General features: G+C 67.6%; 16 protein-coding genes. 12 read left to right on the forward strand and 4 right to left on the reverse strand.

The window, feature by feature from the left end; genetic code table 11:
- The first annotated feature begins 241 nt into the window (after positions 1-241).
- The 9 genes from AZL_RS25915 to AZL_RS25955 all read left to right on the forward strand — a co-directional run bounded on the left by AZL_RS25915 (position 242) and on the right by AZL_RS25955 (position 13,460).
- Entirely contained in the window at positions 242-1,255 is a 1,014-nt protein-coding gene (locus AZL_RS25915; protein ID WP_012977387.1) for a LacI family DNA-binding transcriptional regulator, read from the forward strand.
- 492 nt (positions 1,256-1,747) lie between these two features.
- Complete coding sequence (locus tag AZL_RS25920; RefSeq protein WP_012977388.1) at positions 1,748-3,112, forward strand: lipopolysaccharide biosynthesis protein; 1,365 nt, start codon at positions 1,748-1,750, stop codon at positions 3,110-3,112.
- Between the two features lie 216 nt (positions 3,113-3,328).
- On the forward strand, positions 3,329-5,647 hold the full coding sequence (locus tag AZL_RS25925; protein WP_148219646.1) for a GumC family protein: 2,319 nt from the start codon (positions 3,329-3,331) through the stop codon (positions 5,645-5,647).
- A gap of 51 nt (positions 5,648-5,698) precedes the next feature.
- Entirely contained in the window at positions 5,699-6,871 is a 1,173-nt protein-coding gene (locus AZL_RS25930; RefSeq protein ID WP_012977390.1) for a glycosyltransferase, read from the forward strand.
- Complete coding sequence (locus AZL_RS25935) at positions 6,868-7,836, forward strand: glycosyltransferase family 2 protein (RefSeq protein WP_012977391.1); 969 nt, start codon at positions 6,868-6,870, stop codon at positions 7,834-7,836. The genes AZL_RS25930 and AZL_RS25935 overlap by 4 nt, the downstream gene beginning before the upstream one ends.
- Positions 7,833-9,338 (forward strand): O-antigen ligase family protein, encoded by a 1,506-nt coding sequence (locus tag AZL_RS25940; RefSeq protein ID WP_012977392.1) that lies wholly within the window; start codon positions 7,833-7,835, stop codon positions 9,336-9,338. Before AZL_RS25935 ends, AZL_RS25940 begins: the two co-directional genes overlap by 4 nt.
- A 26-nt stretch (positions 9,339-9,364) precedes the next feature.
- Positions 9,365-10,510 carry a glycosyltransferase family 4 protein gene (locus AZL_RS25945; RefSeq protein WP_012977393.1) on the forward strand — a complete coding sequence of 382 codons (1,146 nt, stop codon included), beginning with the start codon at positions 9,365-9,367 and terminating at the stop codon, positions 10,508-10,510.
- Positions 10,507-11,772, forward strand: a complete 1,266-nt coding sequence (locus AZL_RS25950) for a glycosyltransferase family 4 protein (protein ID WP_012977394.1) — start codon at positions 10,507-10,509, stop codon at positions 11,770-11,772. The genes AZL_RS25945 and AZL_RS25950 overlap by 4 nt, the downstream gene beginning before the upstream one ends.
- Positions 11,769-13,460 (forward strand): DUF2190 family protein, encoded by a 1,692-nt coding sequence (locus tag AZL_RS25955; protein ID WP_012977395.1) that lies wholly within the window; start codon positions 11,769-11,771, stop codon positions 13,458-13,460. Before AZL_RS25950 ends, AZL_RS25955 begins: the two co-directional genes overlap by 4 nt.
- Positions 13,461-13,470: 10 nt before the next feature.
- On the opposite strand, the gene AZL_RS25960 is transcribed toward AZL_RS25955, so the two are convergent.
- Positions 13,471-14,652 carry a glycosyltransferase family 4 protein gene (locus tag AZL_RS25960; RefSeq protein ID WP_012977396.1) on the reverse strand — a complete coding sequence of 394 codons (1,182 nt, stop codon included), beginning with the start codon at positions 14,650-14,652 and terminating at the stop codon, positions 13,471-13,473.
- Positions 14,653-14,994: 342 nt separating this feature from the next.
- Between AZL_RS25960 and AZL_RS25965 the strand changes: the two genes are divergently transcribed.
- Positions 14,995-17,736, forward strand: a complete 2,742-nt coding sequence (locus tag AZL_RS25965) for a carbohydrate-binding domain-containing protein (protein WP_042445654.1) — start codon at positions 14,995-14,997, stop codon at positions 17,734-17,736.
- Between the two features lie 694 nt (positions 17,737-18,430).
- Positions 18,431-19,174, forward strand: a complete 744-nt coding sequence (locus AZL_RS25970) for a LuxR C-terminal-related transcriptional regulator (protein ID WP_247894499.1) — start codon at positions 18,431-18,433, stop codon at positions 19,172-19,174.
- Between the two features lie 27 nt (positions 19,175-19,201).
- Here the strand turns inward: AZL_RS25970 and AZL_RS25975 are convergent, their stop codons facing one another.
- The 3 genes from AZL_RS25975 to AZL_RS25985 all read right to left on the reverse strand — a co-directional run bounded on the left by AZL_RS25975 (position 19,202) and on the right by AZL_RS25985 (position 22,958).
- Positions 19,202-20,017, reverse strand: coding sequence for an IclR family transcriptional regulator (locus AZL_RS25975; protein WP_012977399.1), 816 nt, complete (start codon positions 20,015-20,017; stop codon positions 19,202-19,204).
- A gap of 16 nt (positions 20,018-20,033) precedes the next feature.
- On the reverse strand, positions 20,034-22,091 hold the full coding sequence (locus tag AZL_RS25980; protein WP_042445660.1) for a sensor domain-containing protein: 2,058 nt from the start codon (positions 22,089-22,091) through the stop codon (positions 20,034-20,036).
- A gap of 678 nt (positions 22,092-22,769) precedes the next feature.
- Positions 22,770-22,958, reverse strand: coding sequence for a zinc-finger domain-containing protein (locus AZL_RS25985; protein WP_012977401.1), 189 nt, complete (start codon positions 22,956-22,958; stop codon positions 22,770-22,772).
- 179 nt (positions 22,959-23,137) lie between these two features.
- On the opposite strand from AZL_RS25985, the gene AZL_RS25990 reads away from it, so the two are divergent.
- Positions 23,138-24,136 (forward strand): ABC transporter ATP-binding protein, encoded by a 999-nt coding sequence (locus AZL_RS25990; protein WP_012977402.1) that lies wholly within the window; start codon positions 23,138-23,140, stop codon positions 24,134-24,136.
- Position 24,137 lies beyond the last annotated feature (1 nt).

Raw genomic sequence — 24,137 nt, forward strand, 5'->3', positions numbered from 1 at the left:
GTTCTTGTCTGTCCTCTTGAATCAAGTGAAAACGATTACAGTGCGTCTGTCAACGCTTGTTGCATTGCAACATAACGGTTTTTCTTGATGAATCGCTTGTCAGGCACACAAAAATGGGGGATGTTTCGAGGAAGCGATTGGAAACGTTTTCAGATATGGCCCGTGCCCCGGCCGGGGTCTATCCGGCGCGCCAAGGTCGCCGCCCCGACCGGGGGGCACCCTCCACAGGATCGGTCTGGACATGAGCGTCACGGGAAAAACCGCCAGCATCAAGGACGTGGCCCTGGCCGCCGGCGTGTCGGTCGCCACCGTGTCGCGCGTGCTGAGCAACGGCCCGGTCAGCGAAGCCCTGCGCAAGCGGGTGGAGGATGCGGTGCGCGCCACCGGCTACCGCCCCAACCTGTCAGCGCGGCGGCTGCGTTCGCAGCATTCCCAGACCATCGGGCTGGTGGTGTCGGACATCCGCAACCCCTTCTTCACCGCCGTCAGCCGCGCGGTGGAGGATGCGGCCTATCGCGCCGGCATGCGGGTGATCCTGTGCAACAGCGACGAGAATCCGGAGCGGGAGGAACTGTATCTCCGCCTGATGCAGGAGGAGCGGATCACCGGGCTGATCTTCGCCCCCACCCGCGCCACGCTGGACCGGCTGGATGATCTCGACCTTGATTTTCCCGTCGTGCTGATCGACCGCAACGCGCCGACCGGCGGCCATGACGCCGTGGTTCTGGACAATCCGCGCGCCGCGGCGATGCTGGTGGAGCATTTGCATGCCCAGGGCTATCGCCGGATCGCCGGCCTGTTCGGCAACACCAGCACCACCGGCCAGGAGCGGCACGAGGGCTACCGCGCCGCCATGGCCGCGCATGGCCTGGCCCCGGCGGCCCGTTTCGTCGCTCCCTATGCCGACGCGGCGGAGGAGGCGGTGGTGGCCTGGATGGCGGAGCCCGACCGTCCGGAAGCCTTCATCGTCAGCAACAGCCTGTTCCTGATGGGGGTGGTGAAGGCGGCCCACCGGCTGAAGCTGTCGATTCCCGATGGTCTGGCGGTCGCCGGCTTCGACAATGAGCCCTGGACCGAGTTGGTCGGCCCCGGCCTGACCGTGATCGAACAGCCGGTGCAGGACATCGGCCAATCCGCCATGTCCCTGCTGTTCGAACGGCTGGACGCCCCCGACCGGCCCAGCCGCCGCCTCGTCCTGGGCGGTACCTGCATCGTCCGCGGCTCCACCGCCGCGCGGATGGCCGACGCCGGCTGACTGGCCCGCTGATAATCCCGGTCGCCGGGGCGCAAGGGCCCTCCTCCTTACCCCTCCGTGTGTGAGCGTTCAGGCAACGGATTAATCCCGATGCCGGACCATGGACGACACCGATAACCGACACCCGAAAGTTACGCTAGATTCCCCGATTCCTGGCCCCGGACGTTTAAGCGAAGCCACTCTCCCGGTGTGCGGGAAGAACAGTTCCGAAAGCGGCGTTGACCATCGTCCGGCACCCAACTACCGTCCGGTTTGCAGTGCACAACAAAAATGATCGGCGCTGACAACAAATTGCGGCTTTTCTTGATAATTACTGGTCAGGGATATTCCTGAGATTTTCGTTTTGTTGGAGCTTCAAACGATTTTTTGGGCGTGATCCTGCGTCCAACGGCCGATTCAAGATCGAGTTGACCGGAAATCGAAGAATCGACCGACAATTCGGGGAGCCACGCATGCCCACGCTTCACGGATGCCAACGGGGGTGACGGCGCCATGCTGAAAGATCTGACCGGACGGACCGCCTTGGTGACCAAGGCTGACGGCTTCGCGCGGAACGGCGTGACGACGGTGCTGGTTACCGCCGCCACGATGGCGCTCGGGCTTGTGACCGGGGTCCTCGTCGCCCGCACCATCGGTCCGGAAGGACGGGGGGCGCTGACCGCCGTCCTCACCACCGTCCAGCTGCTCGGCTGGCTGTTCGGGATGGGCTGCGGCAAGGCGGTCACCTATGCGCTGTCGCGGGATCCGGCGGCGGGCGGACGGCTGTTGAGCACATGGGCATTGATGCTGCTGCCGCTGGCGGCGCTGGCGATCGGCACCGGGTCTCTGCTGTTGCCGCTGCTGCTGGCGGCGCAACCGCCGGAGACGCTGGAACTGGCGCGGCTCTATCTTCCGATGATCGCCATGGCCCTGCTGTCGGAACTGATGCTCGGACTGATCCTGGGCGACCAGGATTTCCGCAGCTTCAACGCGCTCAACTTCCTGCAACCAGCCGGTGTCGCCGTCGCCTATGCCGCGCTGTGGGTCGCCGGCCATTTCACGGTGGAGTCCGCCGTCATCATCCAGGCGGCGATGAGCACGCTGGTGCTGGTGCTGGCGACCGTTCTGCTGGTCGGCCGTCACGGCATCGGCCGGCCCGACCCGGTGCTCGCCCGGAAAACCGTCTGGTACGCCTTGCGCACCCATGGCGACGTGGTTGGCGGCGTCATCACCCAACGGCTGGATCTGCTCGTCATCCCCGCCTTTCTCCCGGCGGCCCAGGTCGGGCTCTATGCGCTCGCGACCAGCCTGTCCTGGGTGATCGTCAGCCTGTCCAGCGCGCTCGCCACCGTGGTGATGCCGGCCGCCACCCGGCGGGGCCGCTCGGGGCGCGAGCTCGTGCTGAACAGTTTGCAGGCCACCTTCGCCATCGGCGGCCTGCTCGGCGGCGGCCTGTTCGTCTTCGCCGACATCGCCATTCGCCTGGTCTATGGCCCGTCCTTCGCCGACAGCGCGCTGCCGTTGCGGCTGCTGCTGCCGGGTGCGGTCCTGTATGCGGCCGCGTCGATCCTGCTGAATGGGCTGTACGCGGAGAACCGGCCCTTCACCGCCACCCTGGCCAATCTTCTGGGAATGGTGGTCACGCTGGGCGGCCTGCTGCTGTTCCTGCGCAGCGGCGGCATCCTGGCCGCGGCCATCGTCTCGACGGTGGCCTACACGCTGGTTTTCGCCACCGCGGCGACGCTGTACCGCCATGCGACCGGGTTGCCCTGGCGCGTCTTCCTGCCCGACCCGGCGATGCTGACGACCCTGCTGCGTCGCCTGCTTGAAAAGCCGTCCGCGGTCGCCGCCGCTCCGGCCGGCCCGGTGGGCGAATGACCGCCCCCCAGGAAGAACCTCAGACACCGGGGAAAGCGCGGACATGTGGACCAAGGCCGTCTTCGCGACCGCGCAACCCGCGCTGATCGGCGGCGCACCGGTTCCGCAGTCGCTCCCACCCGCCCGCCAACCCACCCGCGACCCGGCGGAGGTCGCCTGATCCACGCTGCCCGGCAATACCGCGCATCGTTCGCCCGAGAGGAAGGAGTTCAGCCCATGGACACACCGGAACACCGATTGCCGTCAGGCTCGGCCGGTTTCCCCGCCGGCTTCATCGCCCCGCCGGTCGGAATGGGCGCCGACAAGGTCGATGTCGGCCGGCTGGTCCAGATGCTCTGGCGCCGGAAATGGCTGATCCTCGGATTGACCGCACTGCTGTGGCTGCCGGCGCTGCTTCTGATCAACGCCATGACGCCGCTCTACAGCGCCTCCACTGTCGTGGTGATCGACCCGCACCCGAACCGCGTCATCAATATCCCCTCCGTGTCCGAACCGATGGGGATCTATCTCGACACCGTCAACACCGAGGTGGAGATCCTGCGCTCCCGCGATCTCGCCCGCCGTGTGGTGGAGATGCTGAACCTGGGGCAGGAGCCGGAATATGCCGCCCCCACCGGCAAGCCCGGCCTGCTGACGTCATGGCTGGAGGAAGGCCGCGCCCTGCTGACGGAGGGAGCGGCGATGCTGCCAGCACCGCTGGCCGCCCAGGTGACGCCACCGCCACGTCCGGCGGGCGGCACCACCCAGGAGATGGAAAGCGCCCGCCTGATCGACGCCTTCCAGAAGACCCTGCGCATCAGCCCCGGCGTGCAATCGCGGGCGATCCGTATCACGGTCGATGCCAAGGACCCGCAGCTCGCCGCCCGCGCCGCCAACGCGGTCGCCGACGCCTACATCGCCATCCAGGTGGAGGCGAAGCGGACCGCCACACAGAACGCCAGCGAATGGCTGCAAAGCCGCCTCGACGAGTTGCGCCAGGACATGACCGTCACCGGCCGCGCCGCGGTCGAGGCGATGCGGTCGGAGACCGGTATGGTCAAGGGCCGCGACGCCCCGCTGGTGAACGAGGAGATGTCGGCCCTCAACGCCCAGCTGGCGGAGGCGCGCACCGCCCAGGCCAACGCCCAGGCCCGGCTGCGTCAGCTCCAGTCGGTCCGGCCCGGCAATCCGGAATCCCTGACCGGCACCGACATCGGCGGCGATCCGCTGATCACCGGCCTGCGCCAGCGTCAGGCGGCGTTGAACGCCCAGCTGGCCGAACTGCGCGCCCAGTATGGCGACCGCCACCCGGCGCTGAACCGGCCCACCGCCGAATTGCGCGAACTGAACGCCACCCTCGCCACCGAGCTGGACCGCTTGGTCCGCAGCTTGCGGGGCGAGGTGGAACAGCAGGTCGCCAAGATCCAGGATCTGTCGCGCCGGCTGGAGGCGCTGCGCACCGAAACCTTCGATACCCTGCAAGCCGACGTCCGGCTGCGCGATCTTCAACGCCAGGCGGACGCCTCCGACGACAATTACCGCCGCGCCGTCAGCCGCCTGAAGGAGACCCAGGTGCTGCAAGCGATGGAGATGGCGCCGGACGTGCGCATCGTCTCGGCCGCCGCCGTTCCAACCGGACCGGTCGGGCCGGGCAAGACGGTGATGGCCGGACTGGCCGCCGTCGTCTGCGGTGCCATCGCCACCGGCGTCGCCCTGCTGCGGAGCATGCGCCAGCGCGGCGTCCACAGCTCCCATCAAGTGGAGGCGCTGCTTGGCCTGCCGGCGGTCGGCATCGTACCGCTGCTGGGCCGGGCCAGGCGCTCCACCGGTGGCGACGCCACCCGCGATCCCTATTCCGACACCGGCGGCGGTGATTTCGCCGAGGGGGTCTGGCGGCTCTGCGCCCGGCTCCATCTGGTCCGCGCCGGGGCCCAATCCGCCACCGTCAAGGGCGGCGAGGTGGTGATGCTGACCTCCTCCGTCGCGGGCGAGGGCAAGACGACCCTGGCGGTGGCGTTGTCCGCCTTCCTGGCCGATACCGGCCGCCGGGTCGTCATCGTCGATTGCGACACCCGCCGCCCGGCCGTGCACCGGTTTCTGGGTGGCGGCGGCCCGCCCAAGGGGCTGACCGATCTGCTGGAAGGCGACGCGACGCTGGATCAGGTGGTGCATGTCGACGAGCGCCGCCGGGTGGCCGTGATCGCCGCCGGCCGGCCGGTCGACCGGCCGCAGATCCTGCTCGGCTCGAAGGGCATGCTGTCGCTGCTGGTGGAGCTTGCCGAACGCTACGACGTCGTCGTCCTCGACACGCCGCCTGTGCTGTCGGTTTCGGATGCGCTGATCCTGGCGCCGCTGGCCGACCGGATCCTCTATGTCGTGCGCTGGGCACGCACCGCCTCCAGCCTGGCCAACGCCGGCATCAAGCAGGTGCGGCAGGTCGGCGGCCGGATCGGCGGGGCGGTGCTGTCGATGGTCAACGCCCGTGATCACGCGAACCTCGAATATGGCGTCCGCCCGACCGGCGGCCGCTCCTACCGTCTGCGCCGCATCGCCTGAGCCCGGTTCCTGGCTGCAAGCGAGCACCTGTCCCTTCCGGGAGGACCCATCATGAAAGTCGCGATCGTCCATTACTGGCTCGTCGGGATGCGCGGGGGAGAGAAGGTCATCGAAGCCCTGTGCGAGCTGTATCCGGAGGCCGACATCTTCACCCATGTCTACCGGCCGGAACGCATCTCCCCCATCATCCGCAGCCATCGGGTCACGACGACCTTCATCGACCGGCTGCCGATGGCGCACCGGATGTATCAGAAATACCTGCCGCTGATGCCGCTGGCGCTGGAACAGCTCGATCTCAGCGCCTACGACCTCGTCATCAGCAGCGAGTCCGGACCGGCCAAGGGCGTGCTGACGCGGCCCGACGCGCTGCATGTCTGCTACTGCCACACGCCGATGCGCTACGTGTGGAGCGGCTATCACGATTACCTGTCCTCGGCGGGTCCGATGGTGCGGCCGCTGATGCCCTATGCCATCCATCGGCTGCGGCAATGGGATCTGGCCACGGCGGCGCGGGTCGACCGCTTCATCGCCAATTCGCACACGGTGGCGCAGCGCATCTGGCGGGTCTATCGCCGCGACGCCACCGTCATCCACCCGCCGGTGGAGACGCGACGCTTCGCCGGCCTAAGCGCGCCCGACGGCGGCGACAGGAGCGGCCACTACCTGTTCGTCAGCCAACTGGTCGCCTACAAGCGCGCCGACATCGCCATCGAGGCCTTCAACCGCATGGGCCGCAAGCTGGTCGTCGTCGGCGAGGGCGAGGAGTTCCGGCGGCTGAAACAGATGGCCGGGCCGACGGTCGAACTGGTCGGCCATTGCTCCCCGGCCGAGCTGGACCGCCACTATGCCGCCTGCCGGGCGCTGGTCTTCACCGCCAACGAGGATTTCGGCATCGTCCCGGTGGAGGCGATGGCCGCCGGACGGCCGGTGATCGCGCTCAACCGCGGCGGCGCCACCGAAACGGTGCGGGACGGCCTGTCCGGCCTATTCTTCGACCAGCAGACGCCGGAAGCCCTGATCGAGGCGGTGGAGCGGTTCGAGGCGCAGGAACACCGCTTCACCCCGGCCGCCATCCGCGCCCATGCCGCCCGCTTCGATGGCGACGTCTTCAAGGCACGGCTGCACGAGACCATCGACGGCTGGATGACCGGCGAGGAGGCGTCCCTGGTCCCCGCCCGCGCTTTTTCCAACGACGCCCGCGGGCGGGAACTGGCCCCGGCATGAGCGACGCAACCCCTTCCCCCTCCCCGTCCCGGCTCGGCGTCAGCGTCATCGTTCCGACCTACCGCCGGCCGGACCGGCTGGCCGGTTGCCTGGACGGGCTGCGCCGCCAGACGCTGGCGCCGGTCGAGGTGATCGTCACCGTCCGCGACACCGATCCGGCCTCCGCCGAAGTCGCCGGCCGTTATGTTCCCGCCCTGCCGATCCGGATCGTCGGCATCGAGGTGCCGGGAGTGGTTGCCGCCATCAACCGCGGCATGGACCATGCCCACGGCGACATCATCGCCATCACCGACGACGACGCCGTCCCCCATCCCGACTGGATCGAGCGGATCGAGGCCTGGTATCGCACCGATCCCCGCATCGGCGGCGTCGGCGGCCGCGACCATGTCTATCACGACGGCGTGCCTGAGACCGGGGAGGCGGATGTCGTCGGCCGGCTGCAATGGTTCGGCCGCGTCATCGGCAACCATCATCTGGGCACCGGCCCCGCCCGGGACGTGGACGTGCTGAAGGGCGTCAACTGGAGCTTCCGTGGGGCGGCCATCGCGGGCCGGCGGCTGAACACCCGGCTGCGCGGCAGCGGCGCCCAGGTCCACAACGAGGTCGATTTCTGCCTGCGCATTTCCCGTGAAGGCTGGCGGCTGGTCTATGACCCGCTGGTGGCGGTCGATCACTTCCCGGCCGTCCGCTTCGACATCGACCAGCGCGGCTCCGACCATTTCCATCCGCTGGCGCAGGAGAACGCGACCTTCAACGACACGCTGGCGCTGATGGGGCATTTCGGGCCGTTCAACCGCGCCGTCTTCGCCGCCTGGGCCATGCTGGTGGGAACCGGCGAGTTTCCGGGATTGGCGCAATGGGCGCGGCTGGCGCTGCGCGGCGACCGCCATGCCGGGGCGAAGCTGCGCGCCACGCTGCGCGGCCGGCTGGCCGGCATGCGCGACTGGCGGGAGACGCCGGCATGACCCTCGCCGCCAACCTCGCCAACGGCCTCGCCGCCACCGGTCCGGAGCGGAGCCATCACGGCCTGCCGTCGCTCGGCCGGCTGGCGGCGCCGGTCTTCTGGTTCCTGGTGGCGATGCCGGTGCTGATGGGCAAGGCCGGCCTGCTGGAAATCATCTTCCCGGTCGGGGCGCTGGCCGTCGGCGCGCTGACGGTGACGCGCGATCCCGCCCGCTTCGCCGCCTTCACCTGGTGGCTGTGGTTCCTCACGCCGGAAGTCCGCCGGCTGGTCGATTACCAGGCCGGCTGGAGCGTCATCAGCCCGGTCATGGTGACACCCTTCGCCGTCGGCGCCATGAGCTGGCTGGTGATAGCGCACCATCTGCCGATGCTGCGCTACCGCGCCTATTTCGGTTTCGTGCCGGTGATGCTGGGCATCCTCTACGCCTATCTCAACGGCATCACCCAGGCCGGCGCGGCGGCGGCGACCTTCGCCCTGCTGAACTGGCTGGTGCCGGTGACGCTGGGGCTCTATGTCGCCCTGCACTGGCCGCTCTATCCGCGGATGCGCGACGCGGTGCTGCGCGCCTTCGTGCTGGGGCTGACGCTGGTCGGCGGCTATGGCCTGATCCAGTATTTCGTGATGCCGGCCTGGGACGCGCGCTGGCTGATCAATGTCGGCATGACCAACCAGGGCATGCCGCTGCCGATGCAGGTGCGGGTCTTCAGCACGTTGAACTCCTCCGGCCCGCTCGCCTTCCTGCTGGTGACCGGGCTGGTCCTGCTGCCGACGGCGCGCGGCGTCCTGGTCCCGCTCGCCGGCGCGTTGGCGCTGGGATCGCTGCTGCTCAGCCTCGTGCGGGCGGCGTGGCTGGCCGGGCTGTTCGCCTTCGGCTGGCTGCTGCTGACCATGCCCGGCCGGCATCGTCTGCGGCTGATCGCGGTCGGTCTCACGCTGGCGCTGTGCTCCCTGCCGCTTTTGAGCGTGCCGATGATCGGTCAGGCCATCGCCTCGCGTTTCGACTCGCTGAATTCGATGGAGAACGACCGCAGCTATCAGGAGCGGCAAGAGTTCTACGACCGCTTCCTGATCCAGGCGCTGACCGAGGTGCGCGGCGCCGGGCTCGGCACCATCGACACCGCGACCAAGCTGACCAACGAGGACGGACAGCTTGGCGCGATGGCCTTCTTCGACAGCGGCCTGCTGCGCGTGCCCTATGAGCTGGGCTGGCCCGGCACCCTCGGCTATGTCGCGGGCATCATCGCGCTGACCGTGGGCATGCTGCGCCGGGGCGGCGCCCCGCCCGACCCGTTCGCCCGCTGCGCCGAAGCGGCGGCGCTGACGATCCTCGGCTGCATGGTGTTCGAACACACGCTGGTGAAGGTCACCGGCGTCGGCTTCTGGTTCTTCCTGGGGATGGCGATGGCGGCGAAGAATCATGGGCTCGCCGGCCGGCGGAACGCCTTGCCCTCCACTCCCACATCCCCCCATTTCCGAGAGGACAAGCGATGGACGGAAGCCTGATCCCACCCGGCACCTTGCCGGGGGAGATGCGGGATGCCAGCGTGCTGCAACTCGGGCTCGGCTGGTTCCCGGAAACCCATGGCGGGGCGGAGAACATGTTCTACAACCTCGCCCGCCATTTGCCGCAACAAGGCTTCGCCTTCTCCGGTCTGGTGCTGGGCGAGATATCCGGGACGCTGGACAACGGCGCCCGCATCGCCAGCTTCGCGCCGCCGACCGCCCCGCTGCCGCGCCGGCTGGCGGCGGCGCGGCGCGCCATCGCCGAGGCGCTGCGCCGGCATTCCCCCGACCTCGTCGCCTCCCATTTCGCGCTGACCACGGTGGGCGCCCTGCCGGCTCTGCGCAACCGGCCGATGGTCGTCCATTTCCACGGCCCCTGGGCGCTGGAAAGCGCCGCCGAGGGAGCCGGGCCACTGGCGGTGCGGCTGAAATTCCTGGTGGAACGGCTGGTCTATCATCGTGCCGACCGTTTCATCGTGCTGTCGCGCGCCTTCGCCACCATCCTGGCCGAGCATTACGGCGTGCCGCCCGACCGCATCCACCCTGTGCCGGGGGGAGTCGACGCCGACCGTTACGACCTGCCCGACAGCCGGCAACAGGCGCGCGCCCGCCTGGGCTGGCCACAGGGGAGGCCCATCCTGCTGACGGTGCGCCGGCTGGTGAAACGCATGGGGCTCACCGCCCTGCTGGACGCGATGGCGGAGCTCCGCCGCCGGGTGCCGGACGCGCTGCTGGTCGTCGCCGGGCGCGGGCCGGAGGCGGCGGCACTGCGGGACCGCATCGGGGCGCTGGGGCTGGAGGAGCATGTGCGGCTGCTAGGCTTCGTTCCCGACGCCCATCTGCCGCTCGCCTACCGCGCCGCCGATCTGTGCGTGATGCCGTCGCAGGCCCTGGAGGGCTTCGGCCTGACCACACTGGAAGCTCTGGCCGCCGGCACGCCGGTAATGGTCACGCCCGTCGGCGGCCTGCCGGAGGTGGTGGAGGGGCTGGACGGCGACCTCGTGCTGGCCGGGACCGATGCCCGCTCCATCGCCGCCGGCCTTGCCGAGGCGCTGACCGGTGCCCGCCGGCTGCCCGATGCCGACGCCTGCCGGATGCTGGTGCGCAGCCGCTTCGACTGGCCGGTCATCGCCGCCCGCACCGCGGCGGTTTACCGGGACGCCATCCAATGAGCACGGCCGTCATTCTCTGCGATCACGCCCATCCCGGCGGCGGGCTGGCCAAGGTCGCCATCGCCGGAGCGGCCGGTCTCGCCCGGCGCGGCCACCGGGTCCATTTCTTCACCGCCGTGCCACCCATCGATCCCGCCCTGCTGACCGAGGGCATCATCGTCCATTGCCTGGAACAGCCAGACCTGAGGGGAAATGCCGACCGGGTGCAGGCGGCGCTGCGCGGCATCTGGAACCGCGAGGCGGCGCGCGCCCTGGAAGGCCTGCTCGCCGGTTGCCCGGCCAACGACACGGTGATCCATATCCATGGCTGGGCGAAGGCGCTGTCGCCCAGCATCTTCCCGGTCTGCCGGAAATCGGGGCTGCCGGTGCTGTTGACCCTGCATGATTATTTCCCGCTCTGCCCCAACGGCGCCTTCTTCATCTTTCCCGACGGCGTCAACTGCGCCCACCGGGCGCTGTCCGCCGGCTGTCTCGCCACCGACTGCGACGCCCGCGCCCGGCATCACAAATGGTGGCGGGCGGCCCGCCATGCGGCGGGGGCGCTGGCCGGCGGCTTCACCGGCGGCATGGCGCTGGTGACGCTCAGCGACCGCCAGCGCGCGGTGATCGCCCCCCATCTGGCTCCCGGCGCCATCACCCTGTCCATCCCCAATCCGGTCGAGGTTCGGGACCGCGGCCCCGCCGGGGTTTCCGGCAACCGCCCCGTTCTGTTCGTCGGCCGCCTGTCGCGCGAGAAGGGGGCGGCCCTGCTGGCGGCGGCGGCGGCGCAAGCCGATTGCCCGCTGCGCTTGATCGGCGACGGCGACGAGGCGGAAACGGTCCGCCGCCTGAATCCGCGGGCGGAGCTTGCCGGCTGGCTGCCGCCCGATGCCGTGCAGGGCGAGATCAGGCGGGCGCGGGCGCTGGTGGTTCCATCGCTGTGGTACGAGACCTTCGGCCTCGCCGCCTATGAAGCGCTGGCGAATGGCGTTCCCGTGATCGTCAGCGACAATTGCGCGGCGGCGGAGGCGGTGCGGCCGGGCGAAAACGGTCTGCTGTTCCGCAGCGGCGACGCCGCCGACCTCGCCCGCTGCCTCCGCCTGCTTTCCCAAGATCCGGAGGTCGAGCGGATGGGACACCGCGCGTATGGGCTCTACTGGCAGGCCCCCTTCACGCTGGACCGCCATCTCGACCGGTTGGAGGAGGTCTATCGTGCCGCACTTCGCGGCGGCATGGGCGCGCTGGCGGAGCCCGACCATCCGCTGCGGGCTTGTGCGCCGTGAAGGACGGGGCCGGCCATCGCCTCGGCAGGCGGGCGCTGTTGGCGGCGGCGCTGGCCCTGCCGGCAACGGCCGGGACCAGCGCCGCCGCCAGGGCCGCCGCCGGCAGCGCCCAGGACAAGCCCGCGCGCGCGCCTGCCGATCCGCCGCCGGGGAATGGTCCGGCCCTGTCGATCCGTGACCGTGGCGCCATCGGCGACGGACGCAGCCATCCGCTGTCGGAACGCCACAAAAGCCTGGAGGCGGCCCGGCGGGTCCATCCGCATGTCCGTTCCCTGACCCAGGAATGCGACTGGGCGGCTCTGCAAGGCGCCGTTCTGGAGCTGTCGCGCGCCGGCCGGGGCGGAACGGTGCTGGTGCCGCCCGGCCGGTACCGGCTGGATGACGAGATCGTCCTGCCCAACCTCGACCGCAATGACGACGCCTTCAACGAGGTCGAGATCGTCGGCGCCGGCATGCGCGCCTCGCTGCTGTCCTGGCCGGAGGATCTGGGGCCGGGCCGTTTCGCCATCCGTGCCGGCAGCCGGCAGGCGGCGCGCGACGACGACAAGGGGTATCAGCGCAGCCGCATCGCCCATCTCAGCCTGCGCGGGCCGAAGCCCGGCAACCGGCCGGGCGATCCGCCGCCGGGCATGGGCGGGGTGGCATTGACCTCCCGCTTCCTGCTCGAACGGGTCGGGCTGTCCGGCTTCCACGCCGGGGTCGATGTCTGGCGCGACCATTCCTCGCTGATCTCCTGCCAGCTGACCAAGAACCACATCGGCGCCCACTGGTCGGCCGGAACCGACAGCTTCGGCGACCATCTGTTCCTCGATACCGATCTCGCCGGCAACACGCTGACCTCCATCCTGGTGGCGCCGGAGAACGGCATCGACCAATCCAGCTTCATCTCCTGCCATTTCGGCTTCTCGCCCTATGCCATCCTGGCGGAGGACGGGCCGCCGACGCGGACCTTCCTGTCCAACAACAAATTCCTCGACTGCGCCTTCGAAGCCTGCGGCAACGGCTGGATCCAGGGGCCGATGGCGGAGATGTACGGCAACATCCTGATCGGTTGCAGCGGGTCGCTGCTGCCCGACTACCGCCTGCCGAACCGGCCGGTCACCGGGCTGTTCGTGGTGCGCGTGCTGGAACGCAACCGGTTCACCGGCGGCAGCGCCAGCTTCGGCGATGGCACCAACGACCGCGCCGCCGCCATCGAGACCGCCGCCATCGTCGCATCGTCCGCCGTCGGCAACCGGTTCGAGGATGCGGAACGGCTGATCCGGCTCGGCCGCGATGGCTTCGCCCCGGCGCTCGCCGTTTCCGGCAGTTGCCGCGCCAACCGGTTCGAAGCGGTGGACTGCGCCGGCGAGTTCCGCAAGGTCGGCACCGGCGGCATCGATGCCGGCAATCTGGTCCAGCGCGATTACGACCGGGTGCGCCGGCTGGAGCAGGACCACCCGGCCGATGGCGTCGCCCTGACCACCGCCGCCGCTGGTGGCATCGTGCCGGTCGCCACCAGCGGCACCGCCCCGGTCGGCAAGACGCGCGGCACCATCCGCATGGGCACGGTCCTGCGCTCCAGCCCCGGCTTCCCGCACAGGGTGGACCCCGCTTCCGGCCCGACGGCACCGGTCGGCGTCGCCGTGACCGATGCGCCGGCCGGAAGCGACAGCGTGCTGATGGAGTTGCGGCTCGACCTGCGATGACGGCCGCCGCTCAGGACAACGATCCGGCGAACCGCCGCCATTCCCCGACCGCCTGAGCGGACGGCTCCTCCAGCAGATCCGCATATCGCCCGGCCGTCACCGACCAGTCCTGCCGTTCGGCGACCCGGCGGCCGGCATCGCCGATGTGACGGCGAAGCATCGGGTCGGCGGCGAGACGGCGCATCGCCCCCACCAGCGCGGCGTGATCGTCCGGCTCGTCCAGCAGAATCGCGGCCCCGTCCTCCAGCAACCGGCCGGCGCCGGCCAGCCGGGTGGTGACGATCGGCAATCCGCTGGCCGCCGCCTCCAGCAGGACGAGGCCGAAGGGCTCATAGCGGGTTGGAAAGACGAACAGATCGGCCGCTCGCATCAGCGCCGCCACGTCGCGGCGATGGCCGAGGAAGCGGACCCGCGCTTCCAACCCCAGGGACCGCGCCAGGGCCGGAAAGGGGCCGCCGCTTTCGTCACCGACCACCGCCAGCGCCAGATCCGGCACCTCGGCCAGTGCGCGGAGCACGCCGTCCAGATTCTTGCGGTCGCTGCGGGCATCGCCGACGAACAGCGCCACCGGACGGCCGGGCGGCAGGCCGAACACCGCCGGATCGGGGGTGCCGGGCCGGAACTCCCCGACATCGACGCCATTGTCGATGACGCGCAGCCGGGCGGGATCGGTGCCGTCCCGCCGCAATTCGTCGGCCACGGTGCCGGAGACCGCCACCAACCGACCGGCGCGGCGGAAGCTCCAGCGCTCGAACCCGACATTCAACAGCGTGTAGAGCAGCCGGTAGAGCGACAGCGGCGCAATCCCCTTGCGGATCGGATGGGTGGGGGAACGCATCCAGGCGGAATGGACGAAATGCACCGCATTCACATCCGACCACGCCCAGCTGACGAAGCCGTTCACCATCACCCGGTCGATGCCCCTCCGCCGCTCCCGCGCCAGAGCCCGGCTCGTCCGCCATGCGAACAGCTGGTCCTTCGCCAGCTGTGTCGGCATTCCGCCACCGCCGACCGGCACCCAGCGCAGGCGGGGATGCCGCGCCAGATCATCGTCCAGTTCGGACGCGATGGCGACGACCTGATGTCCGCGGCGCAGCAACTCGTCGGTCACCACCGCGTTCACGCGCCCCTGTCCGTCATGATGGACGATCTTCTGCGTGACGATCGCGATGCGCAGGGGGGCGGTGCTCATGGGAAATCCTCCTGCCCGGTCTGATCGGCGGTATCGCCGACGGCTCGAGCCGAAGTGGACCACGGCGCCGGGGCGCGCGCCAAACAAACGAAAGATTGCGGCCGCCTGCAACAGGCTTAAGACTGCCGGTGCCCGACTCAGTCCTTCAGTGTCTGAAGCATCAGCAAAACCAATATCGATATTTTGGGGAGAGTCAAAGATGAGTCGGAGTCATGTCTCAATAATGACTCTCTCGATTACAGAAACTGTCGTGTCACTACTCCCAACGAGAAGGGTAATCCTACCGATACGGGTAGACCATTTTGATTAACCCTTAATATCGTATTAACAGGAGTCGTGCCGATGTCACTGACCGGATCAAATCTCATCGATGTCACCTTCGCGATCGATGCCTGGGGACAGGCGGCGGGTGGCGTCTGGCCCCACCTGGCGCTCAAGCTCGATGGCGCGACCATCGGCCAGGCGACCGTGAACAGCGGCACGCCGGGTCGCTACACCATCACCGCCAAGGTCGCCGCCGGAAACGCGCACAACCTCCAACTGGTCTATGACAATGACGGGACGGCCGGCGGCGCCGACCGCAACCTGTTCGTCCGCGCGGTTTCGGTGAACGGCACATCGATCGCCACGACCGACCCCTCGGTCACCTACGACAGGGGCGCGGTCGATGGAAAGGATGTGGTAAAGGGGCAGGAGGGTCTCTATTGGGGCGGCGCCCTGACCATGCCGCTGCCGGCCTCGCTGTTCCCGCCGCCGCCTGTGGCCGAGACGATCACCGCCATCGCGGCGGTGACCAAGCCCTACAGCGTGGTGGTCAATGCCTGGGGCGCCAGCGCCGGCGGCGTGCCGCCGCATTTCAAGCTGCTGGTCGACGGCAAGCCGGTGGGCGAGGCGAAGGTGGCCGCGACCAGCCAGACCGCCTATAAATTCACCGTCGATCTCGACCCGGCCGCGGCCCACAAGATCCAGATCCAGTACGACAATGACGCGGCGGTCAACGGCCAGGACCGCAACCTCTTCGTCGGCTCGGTGGTGGTGAACGGACACAGCGTCGCCTCGACCGCCGCCGGGGTCACCTACGACCGGGGCGCCCTGGATGGCAAGGACGTCATCGCCGGACAGCAGGGTCTGTGGTGGAACGGCACCTTGAGCATTCCCGTCAGCAAGGACATGCTCGCCGACAACCCGGCCGCCACGCCGCCCGTCACCGGCACGCCGATTCCCACTCTGCCGAAAAACCAACATGGCGCCAACGCCGGGGTCGGCAGCGACCGGCCGCCGCTGGCCTCCGACGTTTCGACCATCTCCTGGGGAGCCGACCGTGGACTGGCCCCGCAGCATCTGTTCTGGGAGTCGGTGCCCGACTACGCCAATGCCGCACACCTGAAGGAAACCCGCGACATCGCCGCCGGACATCTGGCGGATGGGGTGGTGCCATTGATCGGCCTCCAACTGTGGGAGGATACCTTCGTCTCCTCCCAGAATGGCGGCGCGTTCGCCAATCTTGGCGGTCATCAGGCCTGGGTGTCCTGGGTGAAGGCGCATCCGCAATATCTGGGGCGCGACAGCGACGGCAATGTCCTGCACGCCGACAGCGGCAACCCCTATGGCTGGGGCTATGTCAGCCCGCTGATGCCGCTGGACGCCGAGGACGCGCCGGCGGGCTGGACCGGTGGCACCGCCCATTACGCCGACTGGATGGCGGACAAGCTGGGCCGCCTGTCCGCCCTGACCGGCACCCGCGGTTACGAGCTGGCCGACTTCTTCGACGGCAATCCGCATTCCGGCGTGATGAACTCCTTCAACACCCGCATGATCGCGGAGTTCAGCGCCAAGACCGGCATCAAGGTCGCCGGCGGCACGCTGGCGCAGCAGGCGCAGGACATCGTCGATAATCACCCGACCCAATGGCTGGACTATTTCGTCGATGGTTGGGCCTATGGCTGGAAGGCGCTGGACGAGGCCATCGTCAAGAACACCGGCCATGCCGCCTGGCTGACCACCCAGGTCTCCTTCACCCCGGCGGCGATGCGCGAGTTCGCCGGCGTCGACGCCCGCGTGATCGCCGCAACGATGAACGCGAAGGACATCCTGTTCAACGTGCAGACCCTCGAACGCTTCGAGATGCAGCACAAGCAGGCGCCGGCCTCCTACGAGCAGGCGATGCTGGGCATCCACGCCGCCCGCGCGCCGGACGCCCATTTCGGCCATATGATGTCCTCGTCGGAGAATGATTACTGGGGGGCGGTGAACAGCCTCTACACCGGCGTCAGCGGCACGGCGCGCGACGAGCTGGGCTGGGGCCGGTTGGAACAGACCTGGCTGCAAAGCGGCTGGACCATGATCGCCGACGACCAGGGCGGGGTGCGCCGTGCGGCGGAGCAGTGGTCGCGCAGCTATCACGACTGGGGCGAGGTGAAGCAACCCTGGCTCGACATGCTGCGCGACATCGTGCCGACCCGCCCCTTCGGCCCGGCGCTCTATTACAGCGCCAACGCCGAGAAGGCGATGAACGCGCTGGAGCCGGCCGGCAACTCCATCGGCAACGCCTATCTCGGCGAATTGCTGGAGCCGATCACCAAGCTGCATGATGCCGGCGTACCCTTCGGCTATTACGTCAGCGACGCGGCCCTGCCGGCGATGACCAAGGCCGGCGCCCCCAGCGCCTGGATCATCCCGCAGGCGACCTATCAGGGCCACGCCCTGTTCAGTGATGCCGAGATCGCCGCCCTGAAGGCCAAGGCCCCGGTGCTGATCGGCGACGAGGCGTTGACCTATCATCACCCCTTGACCTTCACCGACAAGGATCCGGACGCCCAGATCACCGGCTACGGCTTCTACGACCAGAAGGACCGGCTGATCGTCGTCGCTTCCGACCGCGTCGATTTCAACGACACGGCGGCGCGCAAGGCGGTGGCGACCCATGTGGAACTCCAGCTCGCCGACGGCCATTACACGGTCCAGGACCTGATGCACAACGGCAGCCAGGGCTTCGACGTGGTAAACGGCGTCGGCGGCTTCGACACCACCATTGCCCGCTGGGACACCGGCGTCTACGCCATCACCCACGACATCGCGGCGTAGGACGGGGGTACGGCAAAAGAACGGTGGAATGACATTGGGGAGGCCGTTCCGGCGGCCCCCCCATTTTCGTTTCCATGTTCAACGAAAAATCCCTCTGGCGATCTCTGATTAAGAGTCTATCTAATTTGTACAGGAAAGGAGCCTGATCGCCAGGATCAGAGAATATCTATAATATTATAAGTTGTTCTTTAAGAAAATAATTCACTCTATACCCAGCGATATCTATTGGAACCATTTTCCATCCCTACCCCAACCCGTCAATCTCCCTTGAGAACGAGTCTTCCTTCATCGGGTAATCACTTCCATAGTCGCGCGTGAAAATGACATATTATTGCCTGCCTTCTGGCGGAGATTTCCGACTGGAGAGTGTGGACCTATTCCCCACTGAGCCTGCGGCGATCCCAAAAGTGCAGCAGACAATGCCGTGAGTGCTGGATCATAGTTTGATCTAAATTCGATCGGACGGGCACGGAACCACCGATACGACGGAGCCCGTCCATCGAAATCGCGGCATCGCATAGGACCGTACGGCGGTATGCCGACCGCGGAGGCTACCGCTCGAACGGGGGGCCGAGGAGCGTCCAGGGGGATAATACTCGACCTCCAACCAAGCGATGTCGCAGGTCCTTTCGTCTATATTGGGGGAGACGACATGTCCGACCGTATTCGGGTTATTGTTCACAATCAAAGCCGATTGTTACGCGAATCGATCCTGAACATCCTCGACGATTGCTTCGAGGTCATCGACCCGCAACGCAGGCTGGTCAGTGGGCTTTCACCGAAGACGCTCTGGAGCGGACGGGTCAACGCAAGCGGAGACCGCCATTCGACGGGCGGGGCCGTCGTCACGCTGGAACCGCCAGACGGCGGCCATGGCGCCGAGCGGCCGGCGGACATCGTGCTGTTCGATCTGGCCTCGCTGAAGACCGACGCCTGGAACTTCCGCAGCTGGTATGGCGAGCAAGCGAAGCTGGCGATGATCGCCGACGAGTTTTCCGCCCATCACATGCGGATGGCCCTGCGCTTCGGCGTGCGGGGGTATCTTCTGAACCGGATGGCGCCGGCCGCCTTCGTCCTGTCGCTGCGCCTGATCCACGCCGGCGAGCCGGTGGTGCCGGAGGAATGCTTCGACTATTTCTCGCCCAGCGCCCTGCGCCGGGGGGCGGAGGACGGGTCGGTGCCCCAGCATGAAACCGAACTGCTGGGCTACCCCGGCCTCTATCCGCGCCATGCGCGCATCCTCAAGCTGATCATGGACGGATGCAGCAACAAGGAGATCGCCCGCGAGATGGCGATGACCGAGGATCTGGTCAAGCTGCATGTCCGCCACATCATGCAGACCATCAATGTCCGCAACCGCACCCAGGCCGCGCTGTGGGCCGCGCAAAGCGGGATCATCCAGGAGATGGAGTATTTCCTGGAGCGGTCGGTCCCATAGACCGGCGCCGACGGGGGGAACGCTCTTTCAGAACCATCCGTCATCCAGCACAGCGCCGATCCGCGCCGCCACCGCCCGCATCTCCGGCAGCAGAAAGCCGTCCATCAGCTCCGCCGGGACCAGATCACGGAAATGGACCAGCGACAGGCCACCCACCGGCAGCTTCCCCGCCGCCCCACCAACGGCCGGAACCGGAATCGACACCATGCGCAGCCCCGGCGCCAAGGCTGGATATTCCCAGGTGGCATAGCCTCGCTCCCGCGCGGCGGCGATCAGGGCGAGCGTCCCCTCCACCGAGCCGCTGACGGCACCGTCGGCCACCGAATCCTCGACGATGCGCGCCGCCTCGCCGGGCGGCAGGGCGGACAGATAGGCCAATCCAGTGGCCGATGCCACCATCGGAAAGCGGCGGGTTTCGAACAGGTTCAGCTTGATCGGGGCGGCGGACCGGTTGGACACCTCGATCACGACGGAGCGTCCTTCGGCCAGGAAGAACTCCGACGGCCATTTCACCCGCGCCCCCAGCTCGTCCAGCAGAGGCTGCACCAACTGCGCGATGGGGGTTCGCTCGACCAGGGCGCGGGACAGGTTGCGGACCTTGGCGGTGACCTGATAGCCTTCCGCCTCCCCCGACTCCTCCAGATAGCCCTCATGGACAAGGGTCTGCACCAGACGGATCACGGTCGCCTTGGGCAGGCGGGACCGGCGCACCAGCTCCGCCACGGTCGGCCGCTGGATTTCATTCGCCACCGCCAGCACGCGCAGACCACGCACCAGGGCATTCACCGGCTTGGCGCCGGCCCCGCCCTTGGGCTCCCGCGCCGGTCTGGAAACGATCGTCATCCCTGTCCCCGCCGCGTCAGGCCGGCACCACGCTGTTGCGGAGGAAGGCTTCGAACTGGTCGACCGGCAGCGGCCGGCTGATCAGATAGCCCTGGATGCGGGTGCAGCGCTGCTGCCGCAGCATTTCGGCTTGTTCGTGGGTCTCCACCCCTTCGGCGATGGTGTCGAAGCCCAGGCTTTCGGCCAGATTCACGATGGTGCCGACAATGGCCGGGTCGGTGGTGGACTTGACGATGTCGCGGACGAAGCTGCGGTCGATCTTCAGCGTGTCGATGGGGAAGCGCTTGAGATAGGCCAGCGAGGAGTAGCCGGTGCCGAAATCGTCGATCGACAGGCGCACACCGATATCCTTCAGCCCGTTGAGGATGGTGACCGCCTTTTCGATGTCGCCGATCATCGCCCCCTCGGTCAATTCCAGTTCCAGCCGTTCGGCCGGTATGCCGGCGGCCTCGACCACGCTGCGGACGAAGCCGACCAGGCGGGCGTCCTGGAACTGGCGCGGCGACAGGTTCACCGATACCGACGGGATCGGCAGGCCGCGTTCGATCCAATCGGCCAGCCGGCGGCAGGATTCGATCAGCGTCCAGGCGCCGATTTCCCAGATCATGCCGGTTTCCTCGGCCAGCGGGATGAATTCCGCCGGGCTCACCATGCCGCGGACCGGGTGGCGCCAGCGGATCAGCGCCTCCGCTCCGATGGTGATGTTGCCGGCAAGGTCGATCTTCGGCTGGAAATGCAACTCGAACTCGTCGCCGCCACTGGCCCGGCGCAGATCGCTTTCCAGCCCCAGGGTGAAGCCGGAGCGTTCGCGCATCCCGCTGTCGTAGAAGACGTATTTGTGCTCCGGGTTGCGCTTGGCATGGTACATGGCGAGATCGGCGTTGCGCAGGAGCTGGTCGGCGGTGTCGCCGTCGTCGGGGTAGAAGGCGATGCCGATCGACGCGCCGCAGAAAAGCTCCTGATTGTGGACGCTGAACGGCTCCGACATCGAATAGAGCACCTTCTCCACCAAGCGGGCGCCGGCGGACCGGTCGGCAGCGTCGGGCGCCACGATCAGGAACTCGTCCCCGCCCAGCCGGCCGACGGTGTCGGTCATGCGGGTGCAGTTGCGCATGCGCCGCGCCACCAGCTTCAGCAACTCGTCGCCGGCATGATGGCCGAGCGTGTCGTTCACCTGCTTGAAACGGTTGAGGTCGAGGAAGGCGACGGCGACCTTGCTCTTGCCGCGCTGGGCCCGGATGATCGCCTCCTCCAGCCGTTCGCAGACCAGCCAGCGGTTGGGCAGGTCGGTCAACCGGTCGAAGCTGGCCTGATAGCGGATCTGGTGTTCCTGCGACTTGCGCTGGCTGATGTCGGCGATGGTCAGGACATAATGTTCCAGCACGCCGTTGGGTGCCCGGACCGAGGTCACCGACAGGGCGGCGGCGAAGGCGTCGCCGGAATGGCGGAAGCTGGTGACCTCCCCCTGCCAGCGCCCGGACTGCCGCGCCGTGGTCCAGATCGCATCGATGAAATCACGCTCGTGCGAGCCGGGCGCGAAGAGGACCAGCGGACGACGCAGCAGCTCCTCGCGCTGGAAGCCGGTCATGATCTCGTAGGCGGGGTTGATCGCCTGGACGGTCAGTTCGGGATCGACGATCAGGATGCCGTCGGCGACGCTGTCGAACACGGTGGCGAGCAGCCGGATCTTCTCCTCATGCTGCTTGCGTTCGGTGATGTCCTGGACGGTGCCTTCATAATAGCGGATGCGGCCGGCCGGGTCGCGCACGCACCGCGCGCTTTCCGAGATCCAGATGATCGATCCGTCGCGGCGAAAGACGCGCGCCTCGAAACTGAGGACGCGATCCTGCCGGGCCATCAAGTCGGCGAAGGCCTCGCGCTTGCCCGGATCGACATAAAGCTGACAGGCGATGTCAGTAAGGTTGGCGATCAGATCTTCGGGCGAAGCATAGCCATAGATTTCGGCGAGCGCCGGATTGACACGAAGGTAACGACCGTCGACGGTGGTCTGATAAATGCCCTCGACAGCATTTTCGAAGATGCTGCGATATTGCTCTTCCGTCTCATAACTCATGCCACGCGCCTCATCCGACGCCGATCCAATGCCGCCTGGAAACAACATAAGCGCACAACTCAAACAACGATTGTGAAACTGCCACCTTTCCGCAATGCGGCAAAGTAGACGCTGGTTCGATAAGCGCCGTCAAGCACCATCGTCGATACTGTCTCATAGTGCGAAGCGAAAATATAACAAAAAGGTAACCGACACTGACCAACCGCCATTTGCGTTCAGGCTGATTCCCATCAAGCTATTGATATCAAAGGGTAGAAATCCATGACCCTATTAAAAATCTGAAAAATTCGCGCGAGCTTACCCTGGCGACACGGCGGCTCGCCTCTTCGGTTTCACGGCAGCTGCGGGATGAGTGGTTGTTTTTTATTCAAGCCCGCACAGTCTTTAGGCAGAAGCAAGGCTGTGCGGCAGTCCACTCCCAAGTGGACTGGCGGAAAACGGCATGTTTCCATACGACGATACGGTTGGCAAATCGCGTGCCGATTGAATCTCTGATCAAACCGAAGGCGGTTTGACCGGCGCGACACCAAAGACCGGATAGCACGCAAGCCAGCGGCGGGGAGGGGGCCTCCACCGACCGCGACGCGTTGGCCTTCTGGCAGGGACTGCCGGCGCTGGTCGTGCTGGTCCTGCCGGCCGGCCGGATCTGACCGGCCCGCCGGCAGGACCGAACGACGGTCAGTGGCCGTGGGCGACCTTGGCGCCTTCCTTCAGCTTGAAGACGCGCGAGCAGTAGGGGCATTCGACCTTCCCCTCGCCATCGAGCGTCAGATAGACCAGCGGATGGCCCAGCGCGCCGCCGCCGCCGTCGCACCCGACGGTCGAGGTTTCAACAAGGATCGTCTCGGTCGGCTGCATGGCAGTCATCCTCTGTTTTGACAGGCGCGCCGGTTCACGCCATCGTGGACATGCCCGCTGTCCGGGTCCCCGAACAGGGTTCCGTGCGCGCGGGCCGGATGATACCCATCGCGCGCCGCGGATCAACGGGGGAAACCACCGGACACCGGGGCTTTTTCGTCAACCGCAAACATCATGGTTCAGGATCAATGGCCGCGCCCACCGATACCCCCACGCCCGTCTCGCTCCCGGCCAACGCGGTGGAGCTGCGCGGCCTGACCAAGATCTACCAGCCGACCGGCAAGGCCGGGCCGAAGCATGCCCTGAAGGGCATCGACCTCGCCATTCCGCGCGGGACGCTGTTCGGGCTGCTCGGCCCCAACGGCGCCGGCAAATCGACGATGATCAACATCCTGGCCGGGCTGGTGAACAAGACCGGCGGCACCGCCAGCATCTGGGGCCACGAGGTGTCGGAGCATCCGCGCCGCGCCCGCGCCTCCATCGGCGTGGTGCCGCAGGAGCTGAACATGGATCCCTTCTTCACCCCGCGCGAGATGCTGGAGCTTCAGGCCGGCCTCTATGGCGTGCCGAAGAGGGAGCGCCGGACGGAGGAGCTGCTGGAGGCCGTCGGGCTCTCCGACAAGGCGGACGCCCATGCCCGCTCGCTGTCGGGCGGCATGAAGCGCCGGCTGATGGTGGCCAAGGCGCTGGTGCACACCCCGCCGGTGCTGATCCTGGACGAGCCGACCGCCGGTGTCGACGTGGAATTGCGCCGCCAGCTTTGGGAGTATGTCCGCACGCTGAACAAGGCGGGCACCACAGTTCTGCTGACCACCCATTATCTACAGGAGGCGGAGGAGCTGTGCGACACCATCGCCATCATCAATCACGGGCAGGTGGTGGCGTGCGAACCGAAGACGACCCTGCTGCGCCGGGTGGACAACAAGGCGCTGTGCCTGACGCTGGACCGTGATCTGCCCGCCGCCCCGCCGGCGCTGGAGGGCTACACCGTCGAAGTGCCGGAGCCGCGGCGGATGGTGGTGCGCTACCACCCGAGCCGCCAGCGCGCCGGCGCCATCTTGTCGGCGCTGGCCGCGGCCAACATCGGGATCGTCGATGTCACGACCGAGGAATCGGATCTGGAGGATATATTCCTCCAACTGACAGGCAGTGCGCACGGCGACACAGAGGTAATCCATGCGGCGTAGC

The sequence above is a fragment of the Azospirillum sp. B510 genome, assembly GCF_000010725.1.
Classification (GTDB): domain Bacteria; phylum Pseudomonadota; class Alphaproteobacteria; order Azospirillales; family Azospirillaceae; genus Azospirillum; species Azospirillum lipoferum_B.